At 36.2% G+C, this 26,073-nt stretch carries 24 protein-coding genes and 3 pseudogenes; 21 read left to right on the top strand and 6 right to left on the bottom strand.

What is annotated here, in order from left to right:
- Positions 1-26 precede the first annotated feature (26 nt).
- The 16 genes and pseudogenes from rpoD to AC1DCY_RS03675 all read left to right on the top strand — a co-directional run bounded on the left by rpoD (position 27) and on the right by AC1DCY_RS03675 (position 14,612).
- A complete protein-coding gene (gene rpoD, locus AC1DCY_RS03600; RefSeq protein WP_049663796.1) occupies positions 27-1,154 on the top strand; it encodes an RNA polymerase sigma factor RpoD in 1,128 nt (375 codons plus the stop codon).
- 305 nt (positions 1,155-1,459) lie between these two features.
- Positions 1,460-2,023 (top strand): hypothetical protein, encoded by a 564-nt coding sequence (locus tag AC1DCY_RS03605; protein WP_477347519.1) that lies wholly within the window; start codon positions 1,460-1,462, stop codon positions 2,021-2,023.
- A gap of 445 nt (positions 2,024-2,468) precedes the next feature.
- Positions 2,469-2,816 (top strand): c-type cytochrome, encoded by a 348-nt coding sequence (locus AC1DCY_RS03610; protein ID WP_477347521.1) that lies wholly within the window; start codon positions 2,469-2,471, stop codon positions 2,814-2,816.
- 186 nt (positions 2,817-3,002) lie between these two features.
- The gene (locus AC1DCY_RS03615) at positions 3,003-3,695 is read left to right on the top strand and encodes a tRNA (adenine(22)-N(1))-methyltransferase (RefSeq protein WP_477347523.1); all 693 of its coding nucleotides are present in this window, start codon (positions 3,003-3,005) and stop codon (positions 3,693-3,695) included.
- 1 nt (position 3,696) lies between these two features.
- On the top strand, positions 3,697-4,818 hold the full coding sequence (locus tag AC1DCY_RS03620) for a Nif3-like dinuclear metal center hexameric protein (protein WP_477347525.1): 1,122 nt from the start codon (positions 3,697-3,699) through the stop codon (positions 4,816-4,818).
- Between the two features lie 15 nt (positions 4,819-4,833).
- Positions 4,834-5,058 (top strand): hypothetical protein, encoded by a 225-nt coding sequence (locus tag AC1DCY_RS03625; RefSeq protein WP_427524020.1) that lies wholly within the window; start codon positions 4,834-4,836, stop codon positions 5,056-5,058.
- An 82-nt stretch (positions 5,059-5,140) separates the two neighbouring features.
- Complete coding sequence (locus tag AC1DCY_RS03630; RefSeq protein ID WP_477347527.1) at positions 5,141-5,302, top strand: hypothetical protein; 162 nt, start codon at positions 5,141-5,143, stop codon at positions 5,300-5,302.
- Between the two features lie 83 nt (positions 5,303-5,385).
- Entirely contained in the window at positions 5,386-5,634 is a 249-nt protein-coding gene (locus AC1DCY_RS03635) for a DUF2164 domain-containing protein (protein WP_477347529.1), read from the top strand.
- A gap of 163 nt (positions 5,635-5,797) precedes the next feature.
- On the top strand, positions 5,798-6,334 hold the full coding sequence (locus AC1DCY_RS03640) for an NADPH-dependent FMN reductase (RefSeq protein WP_477347531.1): 537 nt from the start codon (positions 5,798-5,800) through the stop codon (positions 6,332-6,334).
- A gap of 460 nt (positions 6,335-6,794) precedes the next feature.
- Positions 6,795-7,340 carry a helix-turn-helix domain-containing protein gene (locus AC1DCY_RS03645; protein WP_477347533.1) on the top strand — a complete coding sequence of 182 codons (546 nt, stop codon included), beginning with the start codon at positions 6,795-6,797 and terminating at the stop codon, positions 7,338-7,340.
- Between the two features lie 30 nt (positions 7,341-7,370).
- The gene (locus AC1DCY_RS03650) at positions 7,371-9,413 is read left to right on the top strand and encodes a hydantoinase/oxoprolinase family protein (protein WP_477347690.1); all 2,043 of its coding nucleotides are present in this window, start codon (positions 7,371-7,373) and stop codon (positions 9,411-9,413) included.
- Positions 9,413-11,145 (top strand): annotated as a pseudogene (locus AC1DCY_RS03655) (hydantoinase B/oxoprolinase family protein). Before AC1DCY_RS03650 ends, AC1DCY_RS03655 begins: the two are co-directional and overlap by 1 nt.
- Positions 11,146-11,161: 16 nt before the next feature.
- Positions 11,162-11,479 (top strand): cupin domain-containing protein, encoded by a 318-nt coding sequence (locus AC1DCY_RS03660; protein ID WP_477347534.1) that lies wholly within the window; start codon positions 11,162-11,164, stop codon positions 11,477-11,479.
- A gap of 81 nt (positions 11,480-11,560) precedes the next feature.
- Positions 11,561-12,903: pseudogene (locus AC1DCY_RS03665) on the top strand (purine-cytosine permease family protein).
- A 196-nt stretch (positions 12,904-13,099) separates the two neighbouring features.
- Positions 13,100-13,666: a signal peptidase I gene (gene lepB, locus AC1DCY_RS03670; protein WP_477347536.1), complete on the top strand. Its 567-nt coding sequence runs from the start codon at positions 13,100-13,102 to the stop codon at positions 13,664-13,666.
- 55 nt (positions 13,667-13,721) lie between these two features.
- Positions 13,722-14,612 (top strand): PhzF family phenazine biosynthesis isomerase, encoded by an 891-nt coding sequence (locus AC1DCY_RS03675; RefSeq protein WP_477347538.1) that lies wholly within the window; start codon positions 13,722-13,724, stop codon positions 14,610-14,612.
- 69 nt (positions 14,613-14,681) lie between these two features.
- Here AC1DCY_RS03675 and AC1DCY_RS03680 read toward each other — a convergent pair whose 3' ends face one another.
- Complete coding sequence (locus AC1DCY_RS03680) at positions 14,682-14,861, bottom strand: hypothetical protein (RefSeq protein WP_049663817.1); 180 nt, start codon at positions 14,859-14,861, stop codon at positions 14,682-14,684.
- Between the two features lie 214 nt (positions 14,862-15,075).
- Between AC1DCY_RS03680 and AC1DCY_RS03685 the strand changes: the two are divergent.
- The 3 genes and pseudogenes from AC1DCY_RS03685 to AC1DCY_RS03695 all read left to right on the top strand — a co-directional run.
- Positions 15,076-15,303, top strand: a pseudogene (locus tag AC1DCY_RS03685) (alpha/beta fold hydrolase); the annotation flags it as partial.
- Between the two features lie 428 nt (positions 15,304-15,731).
- On the top strand, positions 15,732-16,676 hold the full coding sequence (locus AC1DCY_RS03690; protein WP_477347541.1) for a DNA/RNA non-specific endonuclease: 945 nt from the start codon (positions 15,732-15,734) through the stop codon (positions 16,674-16,676).
- 438 nt (positions 16,677-17,114) lie between these two features.
- Positions 17,115-17,573: a hypothetical protein gene (locus tag AC1DCY_RS03695; RefSeq protein WP_477347542.1), complete on the top strand. Its 459-nt coding sequence runs from the start codon at positions 17,115-17,117 to the stop codon at positions 17,571-17,573.
- A gap of 434 nt (positions 17,574-18,007) precedes the next feature.
- Here AC1DCY_RS03695 and AC1DCY_RS03700 read toward each other — a convergent pair whose 3' ends face one another.
- From AC1DCY_RS03700 to AC1DCY_RS03710, 3 genes are all read right to left on the bottom strand, one after another.
- The gene (locus tag AC1DCY_RS03700) at positions 18,008-18,544 is read right to left on the bottom strand and encodes a tubby C-terminal domain-like protein (protein ID WP_477347544.1); all 537 of its coding nucleotides are present in this window, start codon (positions 18,542-18,544) and stop codon (positions 18,008-18,010) included.
- Positions 18,545-18,753: 209 nt separating this feature from the next.
- On the bottom strand, positions 18,754-20,019 hold the full coding sequence (locus AC1DCY_RS03705; RefSeq protein ID WP_477347546.1) for a dicarboxylate/amino acid:cation symporter: 1,266 nt from the start codon (positions 20,017-20,019) through the stop codon (positions 18,754-18,756).
- A gap of 288 nt (positions 20,020-20,307) precedes the next feature.
- Positions 20,308-21,357 (bottom strand): TRAP transporter substrate-binding protein, encoded by a 1,050-nt coding sequence (locus tag AC1DCY_RS03710; protein WP_477347547.1) that lies wholly within the window; start codon positions 21,355-21,357, stop codon positions 20,308-20,310.
- Positions 21,358-21,469: 112 nt separating this feature from the next.
- Between AC1DCY_RS03710 and AC1DCY_RS03715 the strand changes: the two genes are divergently transcribed.
- Positions 21,470-23,050 (top strand): ATP-binding protein, encoded by a 1,581-nt coding sequence (locus AC1DCY_RS03715; protein WP_477347692.1) that lies wholly within the window; start codon positions 21,470-21,472, stop codon positions 23,048-23,050.
- Positions 23,051-23,253: 203 nt separating this feature from the next.
- A complete protein-coding gene (locus AC1DCY_RS03720) occupies positions 23,254-23,955 on the top strand; it encodes a response regulator (protein ID WP_477347548.1) in 702 nt (233 codons plus the stop codon).
- Positions 23,956-24,166: 211 nt separating this feature from the next.
- Here the strand turns inward: AC1DCY_RS03720 and AC1DCY_RS03725 are convergent, their stop codons facing one another.
- Together AC1DCY_RS03725 and vrrA are read right to left on the bottom strand one after the other, a co-directional pair.
- Positions 24,167-25,135 carry a 4-hydroxy-3-methylbut-2-enyl diphosphate reductase gene (locus tag AC1DCY_RS03725; RefSeq protein WP_477347549.1) on the bottom strand — a complete coding sequence of 323 codons (969 nt, stop codon included), beginning with the start codon at positions 25,133-25,135 and terminating at the stop codon, positions 24,167-24,169.
- A gap of 73 nt (positions 25,136-25,208) precedes the next feature.
- Positions 25,209-25,733, bottom strand: a complete 525-nt coding sequence (gene vrrA, locus AC1DCY_RS03730; RefSeq protein ID WP_477347551.1) for a VrrA/YqfQ family protein — start codon at positions 25,731-25,733, stop codon at positions 25,209-25,211.
- Positions 25,734-26,073 lie beyond the last annotated feature (340 nt).

The raw sequence follows: 26,073 nt of genomic DNA on the forward strand, positions 1-26,073 counted from the left end.
TCGGTTGTTTAGAAGGAGGAAGGTTTATGGCGGACAAGTCAGAACGTTCAAAAGAGGTAGAAGTAGAAATTACATTAGATGAAGCAAAAAAAATACTACAAGAAAAAGCAAAAACTGAAGGTGAAATTTCAATGAAAGAAATTTCAGAGAAACTAGCGCCTTATGAATTGGAGAACGAAGAGATTTTCCACTTTGCTGAGGATCTTGAAAAGGCTAAAGACATTCAAATCATTGGAAAAGAAGAGTTTGAAGAAGAAAGCTTAATGAAAGAAGAAGCTAACGAAGAGACTTTTGATTTAAATGATTTGAGTGTACCACCAGGTGTTAAAATAAATGACCCTGTACGTATGTATTTAAAAGAAATTGGTCGAGTTGATTTACTTTCTGCCGAGCAAGAAATCGCATTAGCTGAGCGTATTGAACAAGGTGACGAAGAAGCACGTAAACGCCTAGCTGAAGCGAACTTACGTCTTGTTGTATCGATTGCAAAGCGATATGTTGGCCGTGGAATGCTATTCCTTGATTTAATTCAAGAGGGGAATATGGGGCTTATCAAGGCTGTTGAGAAATTTGACTACCGTAAAGGTTTTAAATTCTCTACTTATGCAACATGGTGGATTCGCCAAGCGATTACACGTGCAATTGCGGACCAAGCACGTACAATTCGTATTCCAGTGCATATGGTAGAAACAATTAATAAATTAATTCGTGTACAACGCCAATTATTACAAGACTTAGGTCGCGAGCCATCTCCAGAAGAAATTGGCGAAGAAATGGATTTAACACCTGAAAAAGTACGTGAAATTTTAAAAATTGCACAAGAACCAGTATCTCTTGAAACACCAATTGGAGAAGAAGATGATTCACATTTAGGAGACTTTATTGAAGATTCTGAAGCTCAATCTCCATCTGACCATGCAGCTTATGAATTGTTAAAAGAGCAATTAGAAGATGTGTTAGATACATTAACTGACCGTGAAGAAAATGTCCTTCGTTTACGTTTCGGTTTAGATGATGGTCGCACACGTACATTAGAAGAGGTAGGGAAGGTATTTGGTGTAACACGTGAACGTATTCGCCAAATTGAAGCGAAAGCTCTTAGAAAGCTACGTCACCCTTCTCGTAGCAAACGTTTAAAAGACTTCTTAGAATAAAGATAAAAAATTGGGGCTATCTAATTAGTGATGACTAATTGGATAGCCCCTTTTTCAGGCTACTATTATATTCGTATGAAATAGGAGAATACCTGTGAAAGCGAAGTAAATACCCGCACAAAATTTTCATCATTTTTCCATAGATCATACTAAACATAGTAGATATTTTTTCGATAAATGTTATATCGAGTAATTAGAATGAGACAGTCTTATTATTTTTGCTACTTTATACAGATGTGTTATAGAAGATTTTAAGATAAAATTGTAATAACAACCATAATTAAGCAATGTTTGGAGTACATATTATGACAAATCCTCGAAAAAAAATAATCTTGAATGAGATTTTGTTTTGGAAGCAGAATAAGCTATTACCAGAGCATTACTGTGATTTTTTAGCGGCTCTATACGCAGAGGGGTCAGATGTAGAGGAGTTAGAACCAGTACATCATAGACAGGCAATATTGCCTTCAGAAAAGAGAAGGCTACTACTTATAATTGCAGGTATATGTATGGCAATGATTACACTGTTGTCTATTTATTTTACAATATCATCCTTAATGTTAATTTTAACGGTTGTCGTTGGAATAGCTGCTGTGATATTATTTCTGACGGCGTTTAGAATGGCGCGTAAAAATGACTTATTAGCCCCTGTTTTCCATTTGTTGGGTGCTATTTTATTGTTTAGTATGTCTATTCGAATTTACACTACATATTTTAATGGAAATAATATTGCGTTGTTTTGCTTGATTGCAGCAAACTGTGGGGTTTGGCTTTGGTCAGGTTTAAAAATGAAGCTACTTTATTTCACGGTCTCAGGTGTTCTAGGTTTACTGGCACTGATTAGCTATTATATCATAAACTTATTATAAGAACTCATTTTGTAAAATAGTTTCGCTGACAAAGACAAGAATCTGTTTGCTTTCAAATAGCTAACGGATTCTTTTTTTGGTCAAAATTGTTTCTGTCATTTATCTTACATTAACTTAAATCGTATAGCTTATTTAGCTAATGGATTATTATTTTAATAACACATAGTAAAAAAGATATTTTGATTTCCTTGGTATATGAATACGGAAAGAGTGGAAAGATAACAGCGTGTAAGGATGTAAGGATTAAAAAGATAATGGAAAGTCCAAATATTGGGGATTTCAAGACATATTTTATCCAATAGTTACAGAAATGTCGAAATTGTTACAAACAAAGGAAAACTTAGCGAATAGGGCTTTTCGTTTCATAGTTAATGAAGTACAATATTAGATGTTGACTGATTCTATATTATCATAGAAGTAGATTTAAAATGAGGAGGGGAAACATATGAAAAACAATCCAGTCGTTCCTTACATCTTAATTTTAGCATTTGGTATTGGTCTTATTTTCTTTATGTCTTTAACAGGCTCAGAAAACAAAAAAGAAATCGCTGCTGAAAAAGAGGGTGGTGGCGAAAAAACAGAAGCTACTGATGACTCTGCATTAGTACAAACTTGTATTAGTTGTCACGGTGCTGACTTAAGTGGTGCTTTTGGTCCTAATCTACACGGCTTAGATGAAGCTCGTATCGTAGATGTTTTAACAAACGGTATCCCAGGAACTCCAATGGAGCCTGGCATGAAAAACGAAGCGGAAGCAAAAGCAATCGCTAAGTACATTTCAACTCTAAAATAGTTTTAAAAAGTAGCTGTACTGAAAGCGTTTAATCGTAATCAGTACAGCTACAATTTATTTATCTTCATTCAGCAAATGAAAAATGAAATGGAGTTGCTCAAAATTTTTGAGACAACTCCATTTGTTTTTTTTCACGACATCATACATACTAAGAATGGACACTATTTTAGACAGGCGGTAAAAAAAATGAACGCACAAAAATTATCAAAACGATTAGAAACAGTAGCAAAATTTATTCCTTCTGGTGCGGTTGTAGCCGATATTGGCAGCGACCATGCATATTTACCATGCTACTTAATTCATAAAGGTATTGCTTCTTATGCAATAGCAGGGGAAGTTGTGAAAGGACCATTTGAATCAGCAGTTGGACAAGTGCAAAAGGAAGGCTTAACAGAAAAAATTACAGTACGACTTGCGAATGGTTTAGCGGCTGTGGAAGAGGCTGACCATGTAGATACAGTTACTATTGCTGGAATGGGTGGACCTCTTATAGTCTCCATTTTAGAGAAGCATCCAGAAAAATTACAAGGGGTAACAAGGCTTATTTTGCAACCGAATATTCATGCAAAAGTGATTCGCGAATGGGCGTTAGCACATAATTGGGCAATTCAGGACGAAGAGATTTTAGAGGAAGACGAAAAAATTTATGAAATTCTTGTATTGCAAAGAAGCTCAATGACGTTAACGGAACCGGAAATTTTATTTGGTCCGAAATTAATGCAACGAAAATCACCAGCATTTATTAAAAAATGGTCGCGTGAAAAAGAAAATTGGCAGCGTGTATTAAAGTCCATTGAAGGGGCAGATCAAACACCTGAAATTGAAGAAAAACGTGCAGAGTTAGTAGCTCTACTCAATTTAGTGGAAGGGGTTCTGTGAGTTGAAAACAGTAAACGGTCAAGAAGTTATACAATTGTTCGAATCATGGTCGCCAAAAAAACTAGCCTGTATGGAAAATGACCCAATTGGTCTTGCAATCGGCACATTAAATAAACCTGTAAGTAAAGTATTAGTCACATTAGATGTTAATGAAGCAGTAGCAGATGAGGCGGTTGCCCAAGGATGCGAGCTAATAATAGCGCATCATCCACCTATTTTTAGACGCCTTTCAAATATTCGTACGGACAATCCAGCTGGGCGTTTATATGAAAAACTTATAAAAAATGATATTGCCGTTTATGCAGCACACACGAATCTAGATGTGGCTGAAGGCGGTGTTAACGATTTACTAGCAGATGCTCTACAGCTTGAAAACCGTTCTATTTTAGAAGAAACATATGCGGAAAATATGTTGAAGCTGGCAGTTTTTATACCGACTGCAAATGCTAATGATTTACGAGAGGCATTAGCAAAGGCAGGAGCAGGTCGCATTGGAGATTATGAAGCGTGTAGCTATACTACATTGGGAGAAGGCCGTTTCCGTGCACTAGAAGGTGCAAATCCACATGTAGGTTCTATTGGTGAATTACATGTTGAAGAAGAAGTGAAGGTAGAAGTAGTATTTCCAGAATCAATAAAAAATCGTGTTTTAAAGGCAATGTTAAATGCACATCCATATGAAGAACCTGCCTATGATATCATTCGCTTAGACCAGCAAACGAATGTAATGGGTTTAGGACGAGTTGGTTATTTACCACAAGAAATGACTCTTCATGAATTTACGCAATTCGTCAAACAGCAGCTAGACGTACCTGCTGTCCGAGTTGTTGGTGATTTACAGTCGAAGGTGAAAAAAGTTGCGCTTGTCGGTGGCGACGGCAACAAATATATCTATTCTGCGAAACGTGCTGGTGCAGATGTATTTTTAACAGGAGATATGTATTTCCATACTGCACAAGACGCTCAAGCAATTGATCTACAAATCGTAGATCCAGGACATCATGTGGAGAAAGTGATGATTGCAGGAGTAGCTAAAAAGATGGCAAGAATGTGTGAGGATAAAAAATATTCTGTTGAATTTGTACAATCTACTATTCAGACAGAACCGTTTTTATTCGTGTAAGAGAGGGGAATAGTTGTGGCGAGTGAAAGACCTGCTGGCAATAAAGCCGGTAAGTTATGGATGATGATTGGTTTGCTGATTGCTGTGTTTGGGGTAGGTATGACATTGATGACGAATACGATGAATGCCAAAAAAATTGATACTATGACAGAGCAATGTGAAAAAGACGGTGGAGAAGCCATCGTCTCAAAGGAAAAGAGTTTTTTATCAACAAACTATTCATTTAAATGTAAGCAGTAATAATAAAAAGGCTGAATTATAGAATTTAATATAATTCAGTCTTTTTATGTAGAAAACAAAACGCTTAAGGAAATCTTTGTGAATGTTTTGCTCTAAAAATGAGGGTGATTTCCGTTCCAGGCTACTCGCTTTGCTCTGTGCGAAAGCGAAGCGTCAGCAACAACAAAGCGCCCAGCCGGAACGGAAATCAACCCCTCGTTTTGCCGAAGAGTCAAACATAATTTATTGTGAAACTTTAATATAATTCAGTCTTTTTGTGTATGCATTGTTTAATTTTAGAGTGTTATGATAGGTGAGTATAAATTGCTATGAGAGGAGAGTTTTGGATTGTTTATTCGATTAACAAAAGAACAACAGGAAACAATATTAGCTGATATTCAACGTTTTTTCTATAATAATCGTGATGAGGATATTACAGAATTTGAAGCAGAAAGAGTATTAGACTTTATAAAAGAAAATATTGCTCCGCATATTTATAATGCGGCTATCTCAGATGCAAAATATGTTGTAGAAAGACAATATGCATCGATTGAGGATGAACTTGCAGCATTAGAAAGACCTATCAATTTAAAATAATTTTATTTTGTTTCAAAGTAAATAATAAAGTTGCTAATTAATCATCTGACCTTTGAATAAAGAGGCTGTTTCCTGTACAACATGGCTAAGAGAGCCGATTTTATTCATTTGATGAAAGTAATGATTCGGTTACAATTTGAGGGATAAAACAAGGAGGCAAAACATGGTGAAAATAGGGGTTATTTTAGGTAGTACGCGTGAAGGTCGTTTAAGCCCACAAGTTGGCGAATGGGTAAAGGAAATAGCTGAAAAACGCGGTGATGCGGAATATGAAATTATTGATATCGCGGACTTTAAATTACCACTTCTAGGTGAGCCAGGCGGAGATGCTTCAGGAGCAGCTACATGGTCACAAAAAGTTGCTGCATGTGATGGTTTTGTATTTATCGTTGCAGAGTATAACCATTCCATTACAGGGGCATTAAAAAATGCATTAGACTACTTACGAGTGGAATGGAATAATAAGGCGGCAGGTATTGTTTCTTACGGTTCTGTTGGAGGTGCAAGAGCAGCTGAACATTTACGTGGAATTCTTGGTGAACTATTAGTAGCAGATGTTCGCGTCCATCCTGCCCTATCTTTGTTTACAGATTTTGAAAATGGCACAGTATTTAAACCAAAGGATGTGCAAGCAGATTCAGTAAATCAAATGCTAGATCAACTTATCCCTTGGGCAACAGCATTAAAAACAATTCGATAGGGACCTTAAGCAGTATGTACTGAAAAAAAGTGCATATTGCTTTTTTTATGCATTTGTTAGTGCATGATCTAAAACAAAAAGAATAGGCATGCTGATTCGAAAAATAAAGGTTTATATTAAAAGGATTTTTACAGATATTCGCTTGTATATGACCTTTTGAATACAGAATAGGGTATTCTGAGTGCTCCGTCACTTTGCCCTCGTCTCAGAGTGAAGCTTCCCGAGAGAAAGTAGTCTATCGCCCATATCGGAAATCAGCGTCTCAAAGATTAAACTTGGATCGTATCTGCGCAAAAGTTTTTACACGATATTAAACAAATTAAGAGAATTGTAAAATATCGTCGCAAAAACGCAATATAAAATCTGAATTATCTTTCTATTTAGAAAATTATGTGATATCATTAAAAAAATTTCACTTATACTATAAAAATTACAGTGTAACAAAAAAAGAGGTGGCCATTTGGAAGAAATACATCAAATCATAAAAAAAACGAGAATAGAACAAGGCATGACGCTAAAAAACTTAAGTGAAAAGACTAATTTATCGATTAGCTTTCTATCACAAATTGAAAGAGGTTCTTCATCATTGGCTATTACTTCTTTAAAAAAAATAGCTGATGCTTTTTCAGTACCTATCACTTATTTTTTTGAGTCGATTTCAAATAATACATATGTTGTGAAGGAGGATGATCGTAAACCTTTTAAACTAGAAGGATCTTCAGTGGAGTATACGCGTCTCAATGGTAATTTTAGTGGTAGAAATCTTGAGCCATTACTAGTAAAACTTGCTCCAGGTCAAGTGGAAAAAAATCAAGAATCTATTCACCCCGGTGAAGAATTCTATTATGTCCTGAAAGGTGCGATACTTTTTAAGGTAGATGGACAGGAATATTTTCTTCGAGAGGGTGAAACGATTCATTATCCCTCTGAAGTACCGCATACATGGGAAAATCCTTTAAATGAAGAAAGTGTTGTCTTATCTGTTTTAACGCCAGTAATTTTCTAAAAAATTAATAAGGAAGGTTGGGTGTATGAAATGAGAGTTGCAACAGATATCGGGGGTACATTTACTGATTTAGTATATGTGGATGGGCAGGGGAACTTTGGCTATGAGAAAAGTAATACAACTCCGCCATATTTTGAGCAAGGAGTTATCGATGTTATTAAAAAAAGTGCTCTTGATCGAACAGAATTAGAAATGTTTATCCATGGTACTACGGTAATCATCAATGCATTGACAGAGCGAAAGGGAGCTAAAACTGGCTTGATTACGACAAAAGGTTTTAGAGATGTATTAGAAATCGCACGTGGAAATCGACCAGATTTGTTTAATGTCAAGTACCAAAAACCACAGCCGTTCGTGGAGCGGTATTTACGTAGGGAAGTTACAGAAAGACTTAATTATAAAGGACAAGTATTAGAAGCGATTAATGTTAATGAGCTTGAAGAAATAGTGAACTATTTTAAGAAAGAACAGGTAGAGGCGATTGCTGTCTCCTTTTTACATTCTTACGTTAATAATGAACACGAAAAAGTGGCTATGCAAAAGATTAAGGAATTATGGCCAGAGATACAAGTAACTGCGTCAAGTGAAATTACACAAGAATGGCGTGAATATGAACGAACAAATACGGCAGTATTGAATGCTTATGTGCAGCCAACTGCTACAACATACATTGATCGTCTTGAGCAAAAATTACAGGATACAGTGGATATTGAACAAAGCTATATTATGCAATCAAATGGGGGTACAACAAAGTTTGATCATGCAAAGCGTTCTCCAATAAATATGGTGGAGTCTGGCCCAGTTGCTGGTATTTTAGGTGCATCTGTACTTGGTGAAATATTAGATGAAAAAAATATTATTGCTTTTGATATTGGGGGAACAACAGCGAAGTGCTCTTTAATTGAAAATGGTGAGGTGAAGGTTTCAACAGATTATTATATTGAAAAAGATAATCGCCATGCAGGCTATCCGATTAAAACGCCCGTTGTTGATATTGTAGAGATTGGTAACGGTGGAGGTTCTATTGCTTGGATTGATAATGCAGGCTCTTTAAAAGTAGGACCACAATCCGCAGGTGCCCGTCCTGGCCCAGTTGCTTATGGACAAGGTGGAACAGAACCAACAACAACCGATGCCAATTTGATAACTGGTAGATTGTCACCGAAAAATTTTGATTTTAATGTCAATCTCGATAATGTTAAAAATGTAATTGAGAAAAAAATAGGGAATCGGTTTAACATGTCTGCAGAAGAAGCTGCACTCGGCATAATTCGAATTGCGAATTCTAATATGTTAAATGCACTAAAGTTAATTTCAATTCGGAAAGGTCATAACCCTCAAGACTTCACAATGATTGCTTTTGGTGGTGGTGGTTCGATGCATGCACCTGCTTTAGCACTTGAATTAGGTGTTAAAAAAGTCATTATTCCTATTGCATCACCTGTATTTTCTGCATGGGGAATGCTTATGACAGATTTACGCCGAGATTATATTCAAACATATATTAAACGAATGCATGTACTTGATTTAATTGAAATAAATAGAGTATGGGTTGAAATTGAAAGCAAAGCTATTCAACATTTTGAAGCTGAGAACATGAGTAAGGATAACGTGTTTTTCCTACGCTTTGCCGATATGCGCTATGTAGGTCAAGAGCATACAGTTAAAGTCCCAATAGATGACAGCCAATGGAATAAAGTAACAATTGACAAGGCGATTGCAGATTTTAACCAATTACACGAGAAAAATTTTACGTTTAAATTGCCAAACGCAGAGACGGAAATAGTCAATATCCATGTGACAGCTTTTGGAAAGGTAAGCAAGCCTGGGCTGAAGACAATTAGTCGTCAAAGTAGCATACAGGATGCATTGCTAGAACAACGTGATGTGTATTATGAACAGGATGGATGGGTTAAAACAAATATTTATGATCGTGAGTTATTGCCGATTGAAGAAAAAGTAAAAGGTCCTATCATCGTAGAAGAAAAAGCCGCCGCTACTGTGATTTATAAAAATCAGTCGCTCTATATAGATGCCTACGGAAACATCGTTATTGAAAAGGAGGAAATATAATGACATTGAACACGCAAATTGATCCATTTACGTTAGAAATAGTGAAAGATGCGCTGTTATCTGCTGGAGATGAGATGTTTGTTGCTTTGGCTCGAACTTCTATGAGTCCGATTATCTATGAGGTTTTAGATTATGCGAGTGGCTTAACAGATTCAGAGGGTAATTTACTAACACAGGGTAATGGTGTTACAGGCTTCATAGGTATGCTGACTTTTATGGTCAAGGAAACGTTGAAAAAATATCCAGGCGATAAATTAAAAGAAGGGGATATTATTATTATCAATGACCCTTACCAAGGAGGGGGATCCCATTTATCAGATGTCGGACTCGTTATGCCGATTTTTTATCAAGGGACATTGATTGCTTTTTCCGCAAATAAAGCCCACTGGACAGAAGTTGGGGGTAAGGATCCAGGTTCGTTTACCAATGACTCAGTAGATATTTTCCAAGAAGGGCTTCAGTTTTCGTGTATAAAACTCTATGACGAAGGTAAATTAAACGAGGCAATTGTCGAGATTATTCGTTCAAATGTGCGCTTCCCAGACCTGTCGTTAGGAGATATGTTTGCCCAAGTTGCCGCTCTTAGAACAGGTGAAAAGCGCGTCAAAGAATTATGTGATAAACATTCAGTAGAAATCATTTTAGCAGCGATTGACTATCATTTAGCTCACGGTGAAACGATGGCCAAGCAAGAAATTGCTAAGCTTCCAAAGGGAGAATTTTATGCGGAGGATTTTATCGACACTGATGGTATTGGAAATGGTCCGTTTCCTATTAAAGTTAAGGTAACTATTACAGATGATGAATTTATTTGTGATTTTAGAGGAAGCTCGTCACAAGTACCTGGTCCAGTCAATTGTTCATATACTGGATTAGTATCAGCTGTACGCGCCATCTTTTTAGCTATTACAAATCCAGCTCAAGATGTTAATGATGGTGTATTTAAGCCATTAAAAGTTATCGTTGATCAACAGTCAATTATGTCTGCCGAAAGACCGGTGCCTGTTTCCAATTACTTTGAAACATTGCTTGGTAGCTTAGATTTAGTATGGAAAGCGTTAGCTCCACACATTCCTAGTCGATTAACAGCTGGTCAATTTTTATCGGTTTGTGCAGTGACATTAAGTGGTACACACCATGATACAGGGGAACCATTCTTAATTGTTGAGCCATCTGTAGGTGGATGGGGTGGTGGAAATGATGCAGACGGTGCATCTGGTCAATTCTGCTTTTCAGATGGTGAAACTTACAATGTACCAATAGAAGTAGCAGAAACACGATATGGAGTGTTAATTGATGAATCTTAAGAGAGGATAGAAATGGAGCAGGTGTTGGAGAATATATTGGTGGTAAAGGGGTTACTCGTTCCTACAGAGCTTTGACAGATAATCAAGCGGTGACTGTAACATTTGGGCGAAATAAATTTTTACCGTGGGGCATTGATAATGGCAATTATGGTTCACCAAATGAGTTTTACATTAAAAAAGCAACTGGTGAAATTGATGGTCCATACGGTGTATACCCAAGATATAAGTTAAATAAAAATGATGTTGTTCAATTAATAACTGGTACTGGCGGGGGCTATGGAAATCCGCGTAATCGACCAGCTGCACAAGTAGCAAGCGATGTCAAAAATGGCTACTTTTCGAAGGAGGAAGCGGAAACATTCTTTTATGTTCAAGTAGACGAAACAGATTATAGCTATGAGGAACTGCCAAAAAGAAATTCGTAGTAAAAGGAGAACTGCTATGATTATTAAAGAGATTACGCAAGAAGATATTGTTCAGCAAAATTTATTTCAAGATCAATATAAAGAAATTGAAATTAAATTTGGCTTCGTCAAAATAAAACCTGGTGAGCGATTACCTTTAACAGGTACTACATCACATATAGAACATGAGTATTCCTTTATAATAAGGGGTTCTCTTACAGGAGAATCTGGAGGGAAAAACTATCGAATTTCTCAAGGGGAGGCATCCTTTATTCCAGCTGGAGAGTCGCATTGGTGCATAAATGATAGTGAAGAAATAGTAGAGATTGTTTATGCATTATTAGATGTTAAATAGGTCGAATATTCAGATTTTATTCTACGGTATCTAACAAACTAAAAATAATATCATTGGATAAAGTAAGGGGGTTAAGTAGAAATGGAAAATGAAGTAAATACAGAAAAAACATCAATGCTTGGTAAAGACCCAGCATTAACAGCAATACCTGAAACTGATCGACAGCATTGGATTACACCAACTATGATTTTTGGTGGCCTTGAGTTTACAATTCCAGTTTTAATGGTAGGAGCTAGTTTAACAGCAAGCTTTGGGTTAGGAAAAATTCTGCTAATTTTGATTATCGCATTATTTGGTTTTCAATGGCTAGGTAATACATTACAAGGCTATATCGGGGCTAAAACAGGTCTTCCATCTTCCGTAATAGCAAAAACAAGCTTTGGTACTATTCAAGCTAAATTAATCGTTGGTTTAACGATATTTATTGTTCCCTAGGATGGTGGGCTTTACAAACGGCTGTTGCTGGTAATGCAATGGCTGCCATGTTTGGAATCGATTATAAGCATAATTGGTTAGCTTGGGCAGTGATAACAACAATAGCGGGTCTTCTTTTTGCAGCACCTTCAATTATCGGTTATGGATCTATGAAATGGACAGATTATTTAGCTGTTCCATCGGGATTGCTATTAATTATTGGTGGCATTTACTTGGCGTTAAAAAATACAGGATGGGAAACAATTTCATCCTGGAATCCTGAGCAGTCGATGACTATAGCAGCAGCAATTAGTCTTGTAATTGGTGTTAATGTCTCGCAATGGGTAATTGCATCTGATTATACACGTTATGCAAAACCATTATGGAAAGATAATTTATTGATTCCAAGTGGTATCGTTTTAATCGGATTCCCGTTGTTTATCGTAGGTGCCATAATGTCTGTTGGTGTAGGCGATGCTGATATCGTTAATGTCATGATGAATCTAGGATTCCCAGTTTGGGGTTTCCTCATTTTATGGTTAGCTACTTGGACATCACAGCTAGTGAATAATTATAGTATGGGCTTAGCATTAGCAAACGTTTTAAATGTTACTTCAGGTAAAGGACGAGCTTTGCTTACTTTTGTTGGTACGATTATAGCGATTTTTATTGCGCTAATGGGAATTCTAGATTACTTCACAGATTTCCTTTACTTAACCGCATTACTATATCCAGCAATCGCAGGTGTTATGTTTGCTGACTTCTTTTTTATTCGTAATAAACAATGGATAGAAATTAAAGGCTGGAATTGGATGGCTACGATTGCTGTAGTTGCTGCAGTGGCAATAGGCTACTACTCACAATATGTCAATCCAATTGGCCTACCTGCAGTTCAATCTTTAATTGTGTCAATGATTGTCTATTTAATAGCTATGAGAGTGAAAAAACAAGTAGCACCAGATGAATTTACAGGCTCCCTAACTGAACAAGAAGTAAGGAAGACTAAGTAGAAAAAATTAAACACCATCCTCTAGCGGTATTTTGTTCTAAAAACTAAGAATTAGTGTTGCGGCAAAAAGCCTCTGCGCTAATTCTTTTTGTTATTGGAAGCGTTTTTAGAAAAAATGGAACTTTTATACAGTTAGTTCGTGTTTATTAATGTAAGGGAATTTGGATATTAGAGAAAAAAGGATTGGAGTGTAAAGTGTGACACAAAAACAATCTAAGAATGAATTTTGGGCATGGTTTAAAGTAATTGGACTAACAATCATTATGACAATGGGTGTACGTTATTTTATTCTATCTCCTGTAGTTGTAAAAGGTGCTTCAATGGAGCCAACTTTTGAAAACGGAGATAAAATCATTGTGAATAAAGTGGGACCGCGAATTTCCAGTTATGACCGCTTCGATGTAATTGTCTTTGAAACAAAAGAAGATAAGAATTATATTAAAAGAATCATCGGTTTACCAGGAGATCATATAGCCTACAAAGATGACGTTTTATATATAAACGGAAAGGCATTTGAAGAGCCTTATTTAACTCAGTATAAAGAAGCGTTACTTGATAAAGGTGATTTTACATATGATTTCACTCTAGAGGAACAATTAGGAGAAAAGACTGTACCATCGGGGCATTTTTTCGTTCTAGGGGATAACCGCCGAGTAAGCATAGACAGTCGAAGTTCGGAGGTTGGATTTGTTTCGCAGGATAAAATTTTAGGAACAGCAGACTTTTTGTTGTGGCCATTTGAAAGGCTTGGTAGTACACGCTAGTTAGAGTAGCCAAGCTTTGATGTATGTAAAACTTAAATAAAGGAAGGAAAAGAATATGAAAATGGTTACGGTCCATCATTATGATGCGTTTAGCACAATACCCAATATGGGAAATCCGGCAGGTGTCGTCATAGAGGGAGATCGATATAGTGAAATAGAAATGCAGGCTATTGCTAAGCAAGTAGGTTTTAATGAAACCGCCTTTGCGCTAAACTCAGATAAAGCAGATTTACGTATACGTTATTTCACGCCAGGACATGAGATGAATTTATGTGGACATGCAACAATGGCAACGATATATGCACTGAAAACACAAGGTTTACTAGAAAATAAGTCAAAACTAACTATTGAAACGAATGCAGGAATTCTCCCAATTGAGATAAAAGAACAAAAAGGGGAGATTCATATCACTATGCAGCATGCAGCACCTCAGTTTAAAACCTTTAACGGTTCAAAAACTAAGCTTGCACAATCAATTGGGCTGACTGAGGAAGCGATACATCCTGAATTACCGATAGTTTATGGAAGTACAGGAATTTGGACATTGCTAGTACCTATTAAAAATTTAACCTACTTTGAAAAAATGACTCCACAAACTGCAGATTTTCCGGATGTCCTTGAAGAAATGCCAAAAGCATCTGTGCATCCTTTTTGCTTAGAGGCATTTGATAAGTATGCAGATATGCACGCACGACATTTTTCATCACCTTATTCTGGGACAATTGAAGATATAACTACAGGTACTGCCTCTGGTGTTATGGGAGCATATTTTGCAAATTATATCGATCGAGAAGCTCAATTGCCAAAAACACTTACCGTAGAACAAGGTCAGGAACTTGGGAAGGATGGGCGTGTGCATGTACATGTAAAAAATGATGAGGGAAAACTGAATATTTCGATTACAGGAACTGCTGTACACGTGAAGGAGCTAAAGGTGCAAATATAAAAAAGAGGGCTGCGTAAAGTAAACTCATTACTTAAGACGCGGCCCCTTTTTGAAATGCCATCCATTCCATTAATGTTTTATTTCTTCAATAACTTTTTCTTTTAAATCTGCATCCATAGAGGAAAGTTTAACATTATTAGTGAGACGTTCTTTTAATTCTCGATCTGTCATAATACCGCGTTCCTCTAGAATTTGAACAAGTAGATCTAACGTCATTAAATTTTTAATGTCTGCTGCTTTTGTATCCATTTTAAATGCCTCCAAATGTATAGTATTTCTACCTCTTTAGTGTACTCCTTTTTTAGAAGGACGGCTTAAAATGGTCAAAACAAAGCGAATTTATTTCGTGTCCCGGAATATATTGAATGATTCTAGCAGTAGTGGAAAATAAAAAAAGGCTGATTTTTTATTAAGATATCAGTTCTTAAATATTCGATGAAGTCTTAAAAAAGGAAACTATAATATGTCTAAAGAAATGTTTGTACCAATTAGTGATTTTAAATTGTATGCCAAATTGATAGGTGAAAAAAATGGTAAACCTACAGTGGTTATGGATGCGGGATATGGTGATTATTCTAAAGGGTGGATTTCTATAGTCTCTGATGTTTCAGCATTTACAGAAGTGTTAGTTTACGATAGAGCAGGACTTGGTAAAAGTGAGAAAAGTTCAAATCCTAGAACAAGTCGAGAAAATTAATAGCCCAGGGGAAAATATCGAACCTCATTAATAAAACTGATCTGCTGCACCAATCCGCATGTACATAATTTAGCCGTCCTCTTTGCTGTTAAGGTCTAATATTCAACAGAGCGTGAGACGAATCGAGATGACCTATGTATCACAATACTGTATTTCAAATCGTCTCACAGCCAGACTGGGTATATCTTCAACAACCTAATTCTCATAGTTGTTCTTACTATCTTTTACTGTGTTTAAATTTGAAAAATATAATGCAATGGACTCTACTAATCTTTATTGGAATTTAACACTACATACTTCGAACTAAGTATCTACTGTAATAAAATTAATATTGTAATATACTTAGGTTAACAATGTTAATTTATGTTTTATTCAAAGATCTCTAGAATGCTCAGTAAAAAAATATTATAAGGAGTCCTAAAATGAAAAAGAAAATAAACTATTTAATTTTACTTTTAACAGCCATCTTTACAGTTGGTTGTACTAACGTAGAAGATGTATCGAATACTGATGGGAAAGCTGATTCACAAGAAGTAACTACAAAAAATAGTGAAAAAGAAAAAACTGCGACTGAAAAACAAGTAGTAGAGGAATCATCAACTCAATCAAAAGATCAACTGTTCAAAGGTTACAAACTAATTGAAGTTGATGGTGGTGATTTGTCTGGTAATCGCGAACCTAACGCCGTCGTTGACATTGGTTTTGGGGACCGAATGTACTATTCTTTCACCAACGAATATGGCCAAGTAATCCGTGTCATTGCTGACGAAATCGTTCTACAAGATGACCGTACCGAACCTGTAACATCGTCTGGCAGATACTACGCTGATGAAGCAAAAGTTCCTGGTGTCGAAAGAGCAGATTTAGATGAAGGACATGTTATTGCAGATTCTCTTGGTGGGGTATCAAATGCTTATAATATTACGCCACAAGATAGTACGCTTAACCGACATGGTGATCAAGCATATATGGAAGACGCTATCCGTAAAGCAGGTGGAGCTACTAGTTTTGAAGCAATAATCACATATCCTAATACGGAAACGCAGATTCCTTCTCATTACAAGTACACTTACACTTTAAAAGGGAATAAAATTGTAGATGAGTTTGATAACGGCAACCCTGATGAAATAAATAAATCTCTAGGATTAACTGAAAGTAAATCAACTAACTCAAATAAGTCAACAAGTTCGAATAAGTCCAATGCTTTGAATGGCACTGAAGATATTTCTAGCGTTGATACAGATGGAAATGGTCAAGTAACGATTAAAGAAGCAAAAGCAGCAGGTTATAGCATGCCAATAACGAGTGATCACTGGTTATACCCATATATGAAAGACAATGATAACGACGGTATGGTAGGGGAATAAGCACCTAGAACTCAAGGCAAAGTAAATGAATGAAATAAACGGATGACTTTACAGAAACAATCGGGAGCGATTGTTGAAGAAGCGTCGCTGTTCTTATTAAACTCCCATGAAAGAACTTAATCATCTTTCATATTCTGTGGTGTAGCACTGGTTTTGCGTTACATGGATGGCTAACGGGGTGCTTTACTTCAATATGGTCCACTATTTTTCACCAGTCTCTAAATCTATTATAGAAACGAAGAAAGATGTAAAATCAAAAAACTGCATCTAAATCTTATCTTAGGGTGACAACCTTCAAACGTATGTAAATAAATAGACCAACATATAAAATATGTTGGTCTATTTTTTATGATTCAGTTCGTAACGATTGTTGTTTAATAATCCTAATTTGTTACAATGTATAATCTATAATAAATAAAAAAAGATGGGGGTGTGTATTTGAGCGTAAAGAAAATTTTTTACACCATTTTAATCGCCATAGTTTGCCTTGTTGGTTTAATAAAAGGGAAAGACTTGTATGATGAATATAGGGATTATTCTTCAAATGAAATATTAGGTTTTGAAAATGGGAATTTAAGTTCAGAAAATGCATCCGTAGCAATTAGAACAACGGACCAGACACCCAAAAGGGAAAATCCATTACCAACAGCTTCAGACATTTTAATTTCAAAAGAAATAAAGCAAGAGCTTATAAATAGTTTTAAAAATGCAACATTTAAAAAGTACAATGGAGCTACCTTTAAATATAAATATTATGTAAGCTTCACTGTTGATTCATTGAGTTCATTTTGGCTAAATATAGACGATGGCGTAGTTTATGTAAACCACAATACGAAAAACTATGTTTTCGAGGACGATAACAACTTTTTAAACATTTTTAAAGAAGCTGTAAAATAAAGAAAACAGCCTTTTATAAACAATCAAATAAACGGAAAAGTTTTAACGGGGTGCTTTACTTGAAGATATTGAGCTGCTTAATATATACAAAATGATGCACCTTCAGTAGTCGTAGAAGCTATAAATAAGTTACTTAATAATTTTTAATATCAAAAAAATCCTAGCAATAGGAGTTCATATCCAAAATCAGAGATAATAATTATTAAACCATATGTCATATATATATGTTGATTGGAGTGGCGACTAGGCGACTCCTTGGGAATCAGCAATAGAGGAACGAAGGCTAAAACCATCACGTCCTGTGATAACGCCTTCGTGTCCAACATGATGCTGTTGCCGCTGCCGCTGCCGCTTCGCTTTCGCGCAAAAAACATCTGTTGGCCCAAGCGTTCGGTTGGAACGAAAATCAACCCCACTCTATGACGATAAGCCTCCTAATTACTCATTGAGAATAAAGCCTGATATAGAGTTGCTAACAAAGCAACAAAGAGCGTATCGTCAGAGTTAAAAAGTTTAAAAGATATACCAGTACGTACAAGTTCAGTTTCTATATTACTAGCGCTTGCTATTTTTTCATCATTACAATATAAATAGGCGGTTGAAGTAAAATCCTTTTCAAAGCGAAAAGCGAGTCCATCCATTGTAAAAGAGTAGGAGGATTCAAGTAATTGAACCGTCTTCCGTTGTATCGGTAAAATGGATCCATCTGGCATAATAAGCTGATGGCTAACCCCTTTTGTTAATAATGTAGATTGCACTTGAAAAAGTGATGCTCCTAAAGTAGTGCGTGTTTCATAGCGATGTGGTAATGACTGTTGTGCAGCAACTAGCATAACAGCGTTGATTGCTTTTCCAACGGATGAACGTTCAACCTTTTGTAGCAAACTAACTGTCTCATGTTGTTCATTCACAATAGGAATATTTGAAAAGCTTTCGAAAGCTTTTGGGTAGGTAAGGGTAAAAGTAGTCATAAAAAAAGCCTCCAATCTACTTACTATACGGGGAAGCTTAACTCTAGGTTTCACCTTCAACAAAAATTTTCATAAAATGGCTATTTTACGAAATATATAAACTCTATCAAATACATAGTAATTGAAAAGGAATCAATAAGAATAGAATTTTAACAATGAAAAAGGCTGGCCGATAATGTGGAATTTCCACGTTCGGACAGCCTTTCATTTTATTGTTGAATTGTAACTTCTCCTGCAAGAGCACGTTTTTCCTGCTCTGGATCGAATTCTTTTTCCATTTTTGAAACGACAACTGTTGCTACACCATTACCAATTAAGTTTGTAACGGCGCGGGCTTCTGACATAAAGCGATCGACCCCGATTAAAAGTGCAATCCCTTCTACTGGAATCATAGGGAATGCTGCTAATGTTGCAGCGAGTGTGATAAAGCCTGAGCCTGTTACACCGGCCGCACCTTTAGATGTTAGCATTAAAATAGCAAGTAATGTAATTTGATGCCAAACATCTAAATCAACTCCATAAGCTTGTGCGATAAAAATAGCCGCCATAGATAAGTAAATCGACGTACCATCTAAGTTAAAGGAGTACCCCGTTGGAATGACAAGACCAACGACTTGTTTAGAGCAACCATAGTTTTCTAATTTGCGCATCATCGAAGGAAGGGCAGATTCTGATGATGATGTTCCAATAACGATAAAAATTTCATCTTTAATATATTTAATAAACTTAAAGATACTGAATCCAAAGTAACGTGTAATAAGACCAATGATGAATACGATAAAAATAAACATTGTAATATAAACGGAAAGCATTAAAAATCCTAAGTTTCCTAGTGATTTAAGACCGAAGTTTCCGATTGTGTAGCTCATAGCGCCAAATGCACCGATCGGGGAAACTTTCATGACCATATTAACAATTTTAAAGAATATATCTGCTACTTGTTCGAAAAATTTAATAACTGGTTTAGCCGGTTCACCAATAGCTGCAGCAGCTATACCAAATAAAACAGCTGAGAATAAAACAGGTAATAACTCTCCATTTGCAAGTGCTCCGACAACATTATCAGGTATAATATGCATAATAAATGCACCAATACCATGCTCTGTAGCGGCTGCTGCATCTGTATATTGGGATACATCTGCACCGTTTGCAGCCGCTGTATTAAAGCCTTTACCAGGTTTTACAATATTGACAACGATTAAGCCGATTGCTAGTGCGAAAGTAGAGACAATTTCAAAATAGATTAATGCCTTCCCACCAATTTTACCAACTTTTTTTACATCGCCCATACTACCAATTCCAATAACAACTGTTAAGAAAATGATAGGAGCTATTAACATCTTAATTAATTTAATAAAAATATCTGCTAATATTTTCAACTGCGCTCCGAACTCTGGGAACGTAGCACCAACAATAATACCTAGCACAATAGCAATCAGTACTTGTACAGTTAAGTTTTTAAAATTTATACGCATAAAGTTCTCCCCTTACACTATTTATGAATATTATGTGAACGCTTTCATGAGGTAATCATAGCTGAAATTTTCCGACAATAGCTTTTATGACCGTAAAGTTTCTATTGTTCATTTTGTTCATTTTTAGTTGGAATATGGATAAAGTTAGTGATAGCAAGGGTTTGAAGCTGTTATATAGTAGTTTTGTAATTTCGGAATCTATTATAATACAAAAGAAAAAAATCCCCACGCTAGTGAGGATTTTATCATTAATGAACAAAAGTATTGATCCCGCAGTGAAAAAATAGTTTAAGGGGAAACAATTTTTTCAATTTCTGATAAAACATCGTTTTCTTGTACATTGTTTCTATAAAAATCATAAACAGGTGCTAGTTTTTCTTTAAAACGTTGGCGTTCCTTATTGCTCATCGTATAGATCTCAAAATTATCCTGCTGCTCAAGTTTTTGCAAATCTTCTTTGTTCATTTCTACAGCTTGTTCAAATTGCCAGTCTGTAGTTTCTTTCATAGCTTCCATAATCTGTTTTTGAATTTTTAAAGGTAAGGACTTCCAAAACTTTTCATTAATTAAAACGGTGTATCCTAAAATGCCATGATTAGTTAAAGTCATATGCTTCTGCACTTTATAAAAACCTTTAGAATAAATATTGGACGCTGTGTTTTCTTGAGCATCGATGGCATTCGATTCTAAATCAGTAAAAACTTCGCTGAATGGAGTTGGGGTTGGTGTAGCCCCAACAGTCTCAAATTGCTTTTCAAGAGTTTTACTTGGCATTGTACGGACACGTAAGCCTTTTAAATCTTCAAATGTATGAATAGGGTGATCGACAGAGGTTAAATGTTTAAAGCCATTATGCCAAAAGCCTAGTCCTTTTATATGAAAAGGTTTAAGTTCATTTAACAATTGGTCACCGATTGAACCTGTAAGAACCTCATGAACTTCATCATCTGTATTAAAAAGGTAAGGTAAATCAAGTACCTGCCAGTTTGGTATATAGGATGTCATCTTTGAAAAAGTAGGGATAATCATTTCTACTTGTCCATTTTGCAAAGCTTGAAACTCATTTCCATCATTAAACAGGGAGGAGTTGGGATAGACATGTACCTTCACCTCACCATTTGTTTTTTCCTCAACAAGCTCGGCGAATTTACTTGCCGCCTGTCCTTTTGGTGTATTCTCAGCAACAACATGACTTAAATGAATCGTAATTTGCGTATTCAAACCTTTTTGCTCATCGTCATAGGGAAGAGGCTTGGCGAATAGTAAGCCTTGTTGAACACCAAACGCTATCGTTAACAATAAAACGGTTGCTATTGTTCCAATAATAAATTTTTTCATCTATTACACCTAATTTATTCGTATTTTCTGATGTTTTTGTTATTCTAACATATGGAGTAAGCTAAAATATAGTAAGAGGGAGGCGTACATCTTGAAATTTCAAAAAATATCGATGAAGAGAAAAATCATGTCTCTGACTTTTTTTATTCTCATGCTCTCCTTTAGTATAGGTGGAACATTTTTGCTAGGGTTCGTCATGACTGAGCAAAAGGATAAGCTTGCAGATCAGGCTTTACTTGTGGCAAAAACAGTATCACAGCTTCCTGAGTTGAAAACTTACATATCAAATAATAATTTTAACGAGGCTACGAAACACATAAATCCTGTAGTGGAGGAAATACGTGATATAAATGGCGCACAGTATATTGTTGTACTTGATATGCAAAGGCGCAAGTACTCACATCCAAATACAGAGGAGATCGGGCAAGTCTCGGAGTCTGGAGATCTAAATGCTGCGTTTTCTGAGCATTATTATACATCCATCGCACATGGTGAACATGGAGATATGGTACGAGCATTCGTCCCGATTATGAGTAAAGAAGGAAAACAAATAGGGGTAGTAGTAGTTGGCTATAGTGTTTTAACTGTTGTAGAGTTACTTCGATCTATTCAAACTGAATTAATAATTACAATCTTATTGTCTCTTTTCTTTAGTGCATGGGGAGCTCATAATTTAGGGCTTCATATGAAAAAGCAAATGTTTGGGCTAGAGCCCCATGAAATTGCTAAAATGTACGTAGAACGAACGGAAACCTTTAACGCAATGCATGAAGGGATTATAGCCATTGATAATGATTTGACAATTACGATATTTAATGAAAAGGCATGTGAAATATTAGGCGTTCACAAACAGCCATCAACATTAATAGGGAAGAAAATTTTTGATGTTTTACCTGATACACGATTACCGGAAATTTTGGAGCTAGATCAGCCTATTTTCAATCGTGAGCTCTATATTAATGATCACAGTATTATGAGTAATCGTATTCCTATACAAGTTAATGGGAAAACGGTTGGCGCTGTGGCCATGTTTAAGGATCGTACAGAAGTGAAAAAGCTTGCAGAGGAATTAACGGGTGTAAAGGCATTTGTACAAGCATTACGCGTACAAACACATGAGCATAAAAATAAATTACACACAATTGCTGGTCTTTTACAGCTTGGACATCATAAACAAGCACTTTCTTACTTAACGCAAATAAAAGAAGAACACGATGAAATTACAAACTTTCTAAATGAGCGGATAAAAAATGAAAATATTTCAGGGCTATTGCTTAGTAAAATTTCTTATGCGAAAGAACAGGGAATTCTACTGGAGATTGACAGAGAAAGCCGTTTGACAACATTTCCTGAAAATTTAGATCATCATGATTTCGTTATTTTATTTGGTAACTTAATTGAAAATGCTTTTGACGCATTAAGGGATATACAAATCGAAGAAAAAATTGTCCATGTTTCTGTTGATGAGGATGAGGATGTACTAGCAATCTTAGTAACGGATAATGGTATTGGCATGACAAATGAAGTAAAGGCACATATTTTTGATAATGGCTATTCAACAAAAGAGAAAAAAGGTCGAGGCATTGGACTTTTTTTAATAAAAGAGATTGTACAGAAAGGAAAGGGAGAAATCGAAGTCATAAGTGAACCGAATAAAGGAACAAGCTTTTTAATAACTTTTTACCATACTTAATAGGCTCATCACCAAATGCTAATGATAGCAATTGTTTTTTTGAATAAAGTAAAGACTGGACGACACCTTTGGGTTCATTTGACATCCCTAGGAAAATCCTATGAGTAATGTAATATTGAATAGTTGAAATAGAAGCGAGGATCGCTTCCTTAAATAAATAATTACACATTTAGAGATAGAACAGAGTGTATGGAGGACTAACAGTGACACAAACAAAGGTTTTATTAATAGAGGACGATCCAATGGTGCGAGAGGTTAATCGCCAATTTATTGAAAAGATAGCTGGATTTGAAGTAATTGGACAAGCCTCAAATGGAGTTGAAGGGATTGCTCAAATTCAAAAACTTAAACCAGAATTAGTATTTATGGATATTTTCATGCCAGAGCAAGATGGAGTGACAAGCTTACGAAAAATTCGTGAACTCAAGTTACCTGTAGATGTAATTACGGTAACTGCTGCTAATGATATGGAAACTGTAAAACAGGTCCTGCATCTGGGCGTCTTTGATTATATTATGAAACCTTTTTCATTTGAACGAGTACAAGGAACACTTGAAAACTATTTGCGCTTCAAAAAGCAAATGCAAACGGAGCGTGAATTAACACAAGGAGAGCTGGATCAGTTATTCCATTATCATGATGGGCATAGTGAGGTTCAGCAGTCAAATGTCTTACGGTCAGAAAAAAGTTTACCTAAGGGTTTTAACCGTGCAACACTAGAGAAAGTTGTGCACTTTTTGCAATCTGTAGAAGGAGCATCGGCAGAAGAAGTAGCCAGTGGCGTAGGTATTGCGCGCGTAACAGCAAGAAGATACTTAGATTATTTAGAGAAGCAAGAGGAAATTACGATGGATGTGCATTATGGTGGCATTGGTCGTCCAGTCAATTATTATTTTAGTAAATAATGAGAAATCCTGATTGTCAAAATAGACAATCAGGATTTTTTTACTGTTAAAGTAAATATAGATTTTTAAGTTGTGGATAACCAAAGGCATTGTCTTCGTCTAGGCTAAAGCGCTACATCCTCGAGGTCGCTTCGATCCCTCGGGCAAAAGTTTTTGCCTCGGGCTCTCCAGCGCTTGTCGGACGTAAACGAGCACTTTAGCGCATAAGTTCTTAGTAAGGCATAATTTTGTCAACAGGCTTTGGCGTTTTAATTTTAGGTAAAATTTTATCTAATGTAACTGTACGCGCGATAATATGTGTTGATTCATCATTTTCATCGAATTGCTCAAGGAATGAAATAACCTCTTTGACAATTGGTGTTGGCGTTGAAGCACCTGCTGTAACAGCGACGGAATTAATTCCTTTTAACCATTCAACTTTTAGCTCAGAAACGTCTGCAATTCGATAAGATGGCGTCCCTGCAATTTCAACAGACACCTGCGTTAAACGATTCGAATTATTCGATTTTGGGTCACCAACAACAATAAGTAAATCTGTATCCCCAGCTTGCTTAGCAACTGCCTCTTGACGAACCTGAGTTGCCAAACAAATCTCCTTATGCACTTCAATATGTGGGAATTTCTCTTTTAAACTATCCATTAAATGAGCGACATCCCATTGACTCATCGTCGTTTGATTCGTTACTAGTAATTTATCATTCGTTAAATTTAATACATCAATATCAGTGGATGATTGCACTAAATGCACGTGATCTGGTGCAACCCCAATTGCTCCCTCTGGCTCGGGATGGCCTTTTTTACCGATATATATAATATCATAGCCATTTGCTGATTTTTCACGAATTAAATCGTGTGTAACTGTTACGTCAGGACATGTAGCATCAATGGATACTAAGCCTTTTCGCTTTGCAATTTCACGAATTTCAGGTGAAACACCATGCGCTGTGAAAATAACAGTGCCAGTTTCAACTTGTTCAATAATGTCTAAACGATTCTCGCCATCTAATGTGATGATGCCATCAGCTTCAAAGGCATCCGTGACATGTTTATTATGCACAATCATACCTAAAATGTAGATAGGTCTTGGTAATGTTTTATCGAGTGCGGCGTTTCGAGCGATGACCATCGCATCAACAACACCATAGCAATAGCCACGTGGATTAATTTTTAATACTTGCATGGTTGTGACTCCTTTCAAGCTTACCTATCTACATTATAACGGACAGGGACGGCGAATACAAAGAAACCTTCATCTACATAGGTGGCTGGAAAATGCGGGGCTTAGATGGAAGGGGTTCAGCAGGAGTAAATGATCCCTTTTGTCGAGATGCTTTTCGACTTCTAGTAGAACCTGCTCCTTCGCTAGCCGCTGCATCAGCTGCTACTGCTGCAGCCCCTGCAGCAGGAAGACCTTGAAATCCTTTATACAATTTTAAAAGTGACGGAATATTTTTTACCATTGGCATTGCTTGCTGAATGTAAGGCGTATATGTTTTCGCTGAGTTAAATAGGCTATTCGCCTGCTGCAAAAATGAACCAATTTTTGAAGGTTCCTGCATTGGCATTTGTCCTCCAAATGACCCTATTCCACTGGACATTGGAAAGCCACCCGGAATTCGTGGTTGATTTGGAAAGCCTCCAGGCTGGAAAAAGGACTGCGGTGACATTTGTGGAGGTGTTGGCATTTGCATGGGCATTTGCATGGGCATTTGCATCGGCATTTGCATGGGCATTCTCATGCCACCAGGATACATTGGGAATTGTGGTCTAAATACCATAACGATCTCCTTTCGGTAGTGATTTAACATTGATGACATACCTGATTATAAATATGATATGCAAATGGGTAAGTAAGCGTTCGACACGCACAAAATAAATAACTAAGGTGATAATAAGTGTATCTCACTTAAATGTAGCTAATAAGTGGTAAAAATTCTTGAAAACTACACAATTTTTCACTTTTCCGTTTGATTGTAAAGGTATAATGTTTTATTGGTAAATCGTTATCTTGGAAAGAGATGATTTTGAGGTAATTAAGCGAAACATATCAAAATAATGTAAAAAATGTTAAAATATTTTTCGCTAGACTAAAATAGCAGAGGTTTAAAATAGGAGGTA

It is taken from the genome of Lysinibacillus sp. 10T31 (assembly GCF_056394365.1).

What these genes read in the sequence shown, in the direction of transcription:
- rpoD (WP_049663796.1), top strand. Translation starts at nt 27, where the DNA reads ATGGCGGACAAGTCAGAACGTTCAAAAGAGGTAGAAGTAGAAATTACA.
- AC1DCY_RS03605 (WP_477347519.1), top strand. Translation starts at nt 1,460, where the DNA reads ATGACAAATCCTCGAAAAAAAATAATCTTGAATGAGATTTTGTTTTGG.
- AC1DCY_RS03610 (WP_477347521.1), top strand. Translation starts at nt 2,469, where the DNA reads ATGAAAAACAATCCAGTCGTTCCTTACATCTTAATTTTAGCATTTGGT.
- AC1DCY_RS03615 (WP_477347523.1), top strand. Translation starts at nt 3,003, where the DNA reads ATGAACGCACAAAAATTATCAAAACGATTAGAAACAGTAGCAAAATTT.
- AC1DCY_RS03630 (WP_477347527.1), top strand. Translation starts at nt 5,141, where the DNA reads ATGTTTTGCTCTAAAAATGAGGGTGATTTCCGTTCCAGGCTACTCGCT.
- AC1DCY_RS03640 (WP_477347531.1), top strand. Translation starts at nt 5,798, where the DNA reads ATGGTGAAAATAGGGGTTATTTTAGGTAGTACGCGTGAAGGTCGTTTA.
- AC1DCY_RS03650 (WP_477347690.1), top strand. Translation starts at nt 7,371, where the DNA reads ATGAGAGTTGCAACAGATATCGGGGGTACATTTACTGATTTAGTATAT.
- AC1DCY_RS03660 (WP_477347534.1), top strand. Translation starts at nt 11,162, where the DNA reads ATGATTATTAAAGAGATTACGCAAGAAGATATTGTTCAGCAAAATTTA.
- AC1DCY_RS03675 (WP_477347538.1), top strand. Translation starts at nt 13,722, where the DNA reads ATGAAAATGGTTACGGTCCATCATTATGATGCGTTTAGCACAATACCC.
- AC1DCY_RS03680 (WP_049663817.1), bottom strand. Translation starts at nt 14,861, where the DNA reads ATGGATACAAAAGCAGCAGACATTAAAAATTTAATGACGTTAGATCTA.
- AC1DCY_RS03690 (WP_477347541.1), top strand. Translation starts at nt 15,732, where the DNA reads ATGAAAAAGAAAATAAACTATTTAATTTTACTTTTAACAGCCATCTTT.
- AC1DCY_RS03700 (WP_477347544.1), bottom strand. Translation starts at nt 18,544, where the DNA reads ATGACTACTTTTACCCTTACCTACCCAAAAGCTTTCGAAAGCTTTTCA.
- AC1DCY_RS03705 (WP_477347546.1), bottom strand. Translation starts at nt 20,019, where the DNA reads ATGCGTATAAATTTTAAAAACTTAACTGTACAAGTACTGATTGCTATT.
- AC1DCY_RS03710 (WP_477347547.1), bottom strand. Translation starts at nt 21,357, where the DNA reads ATGAAAAAATTTATTATTGGAACAATAGCAACCGTTTTATTGTTAACG.
- AC1DCY_RS03715 (WP_477347692.1), top strand. Translation starts at nt 21,470, where the DNA reads ATGAAGAGAAAAATCATGTCTCTGACTTTTTTTATTCTCATGCTCTCC.
- AC1DCY_RS03725 (WP_477347549.1), bottom strand. Translation starts at nt 25,135, where the DNA reads ATGCAAGTATTAAAAATTAATCCACGTGGCTATTGCTATGGTGTTGTT.
- vrrA (WP_477347551.1), bottom strand. Translation starts at nt 25,733, where the DNA reads ATGGTATTTAGACCACAATTCCCAATGTATCCTGGTGGCATGAGAATG.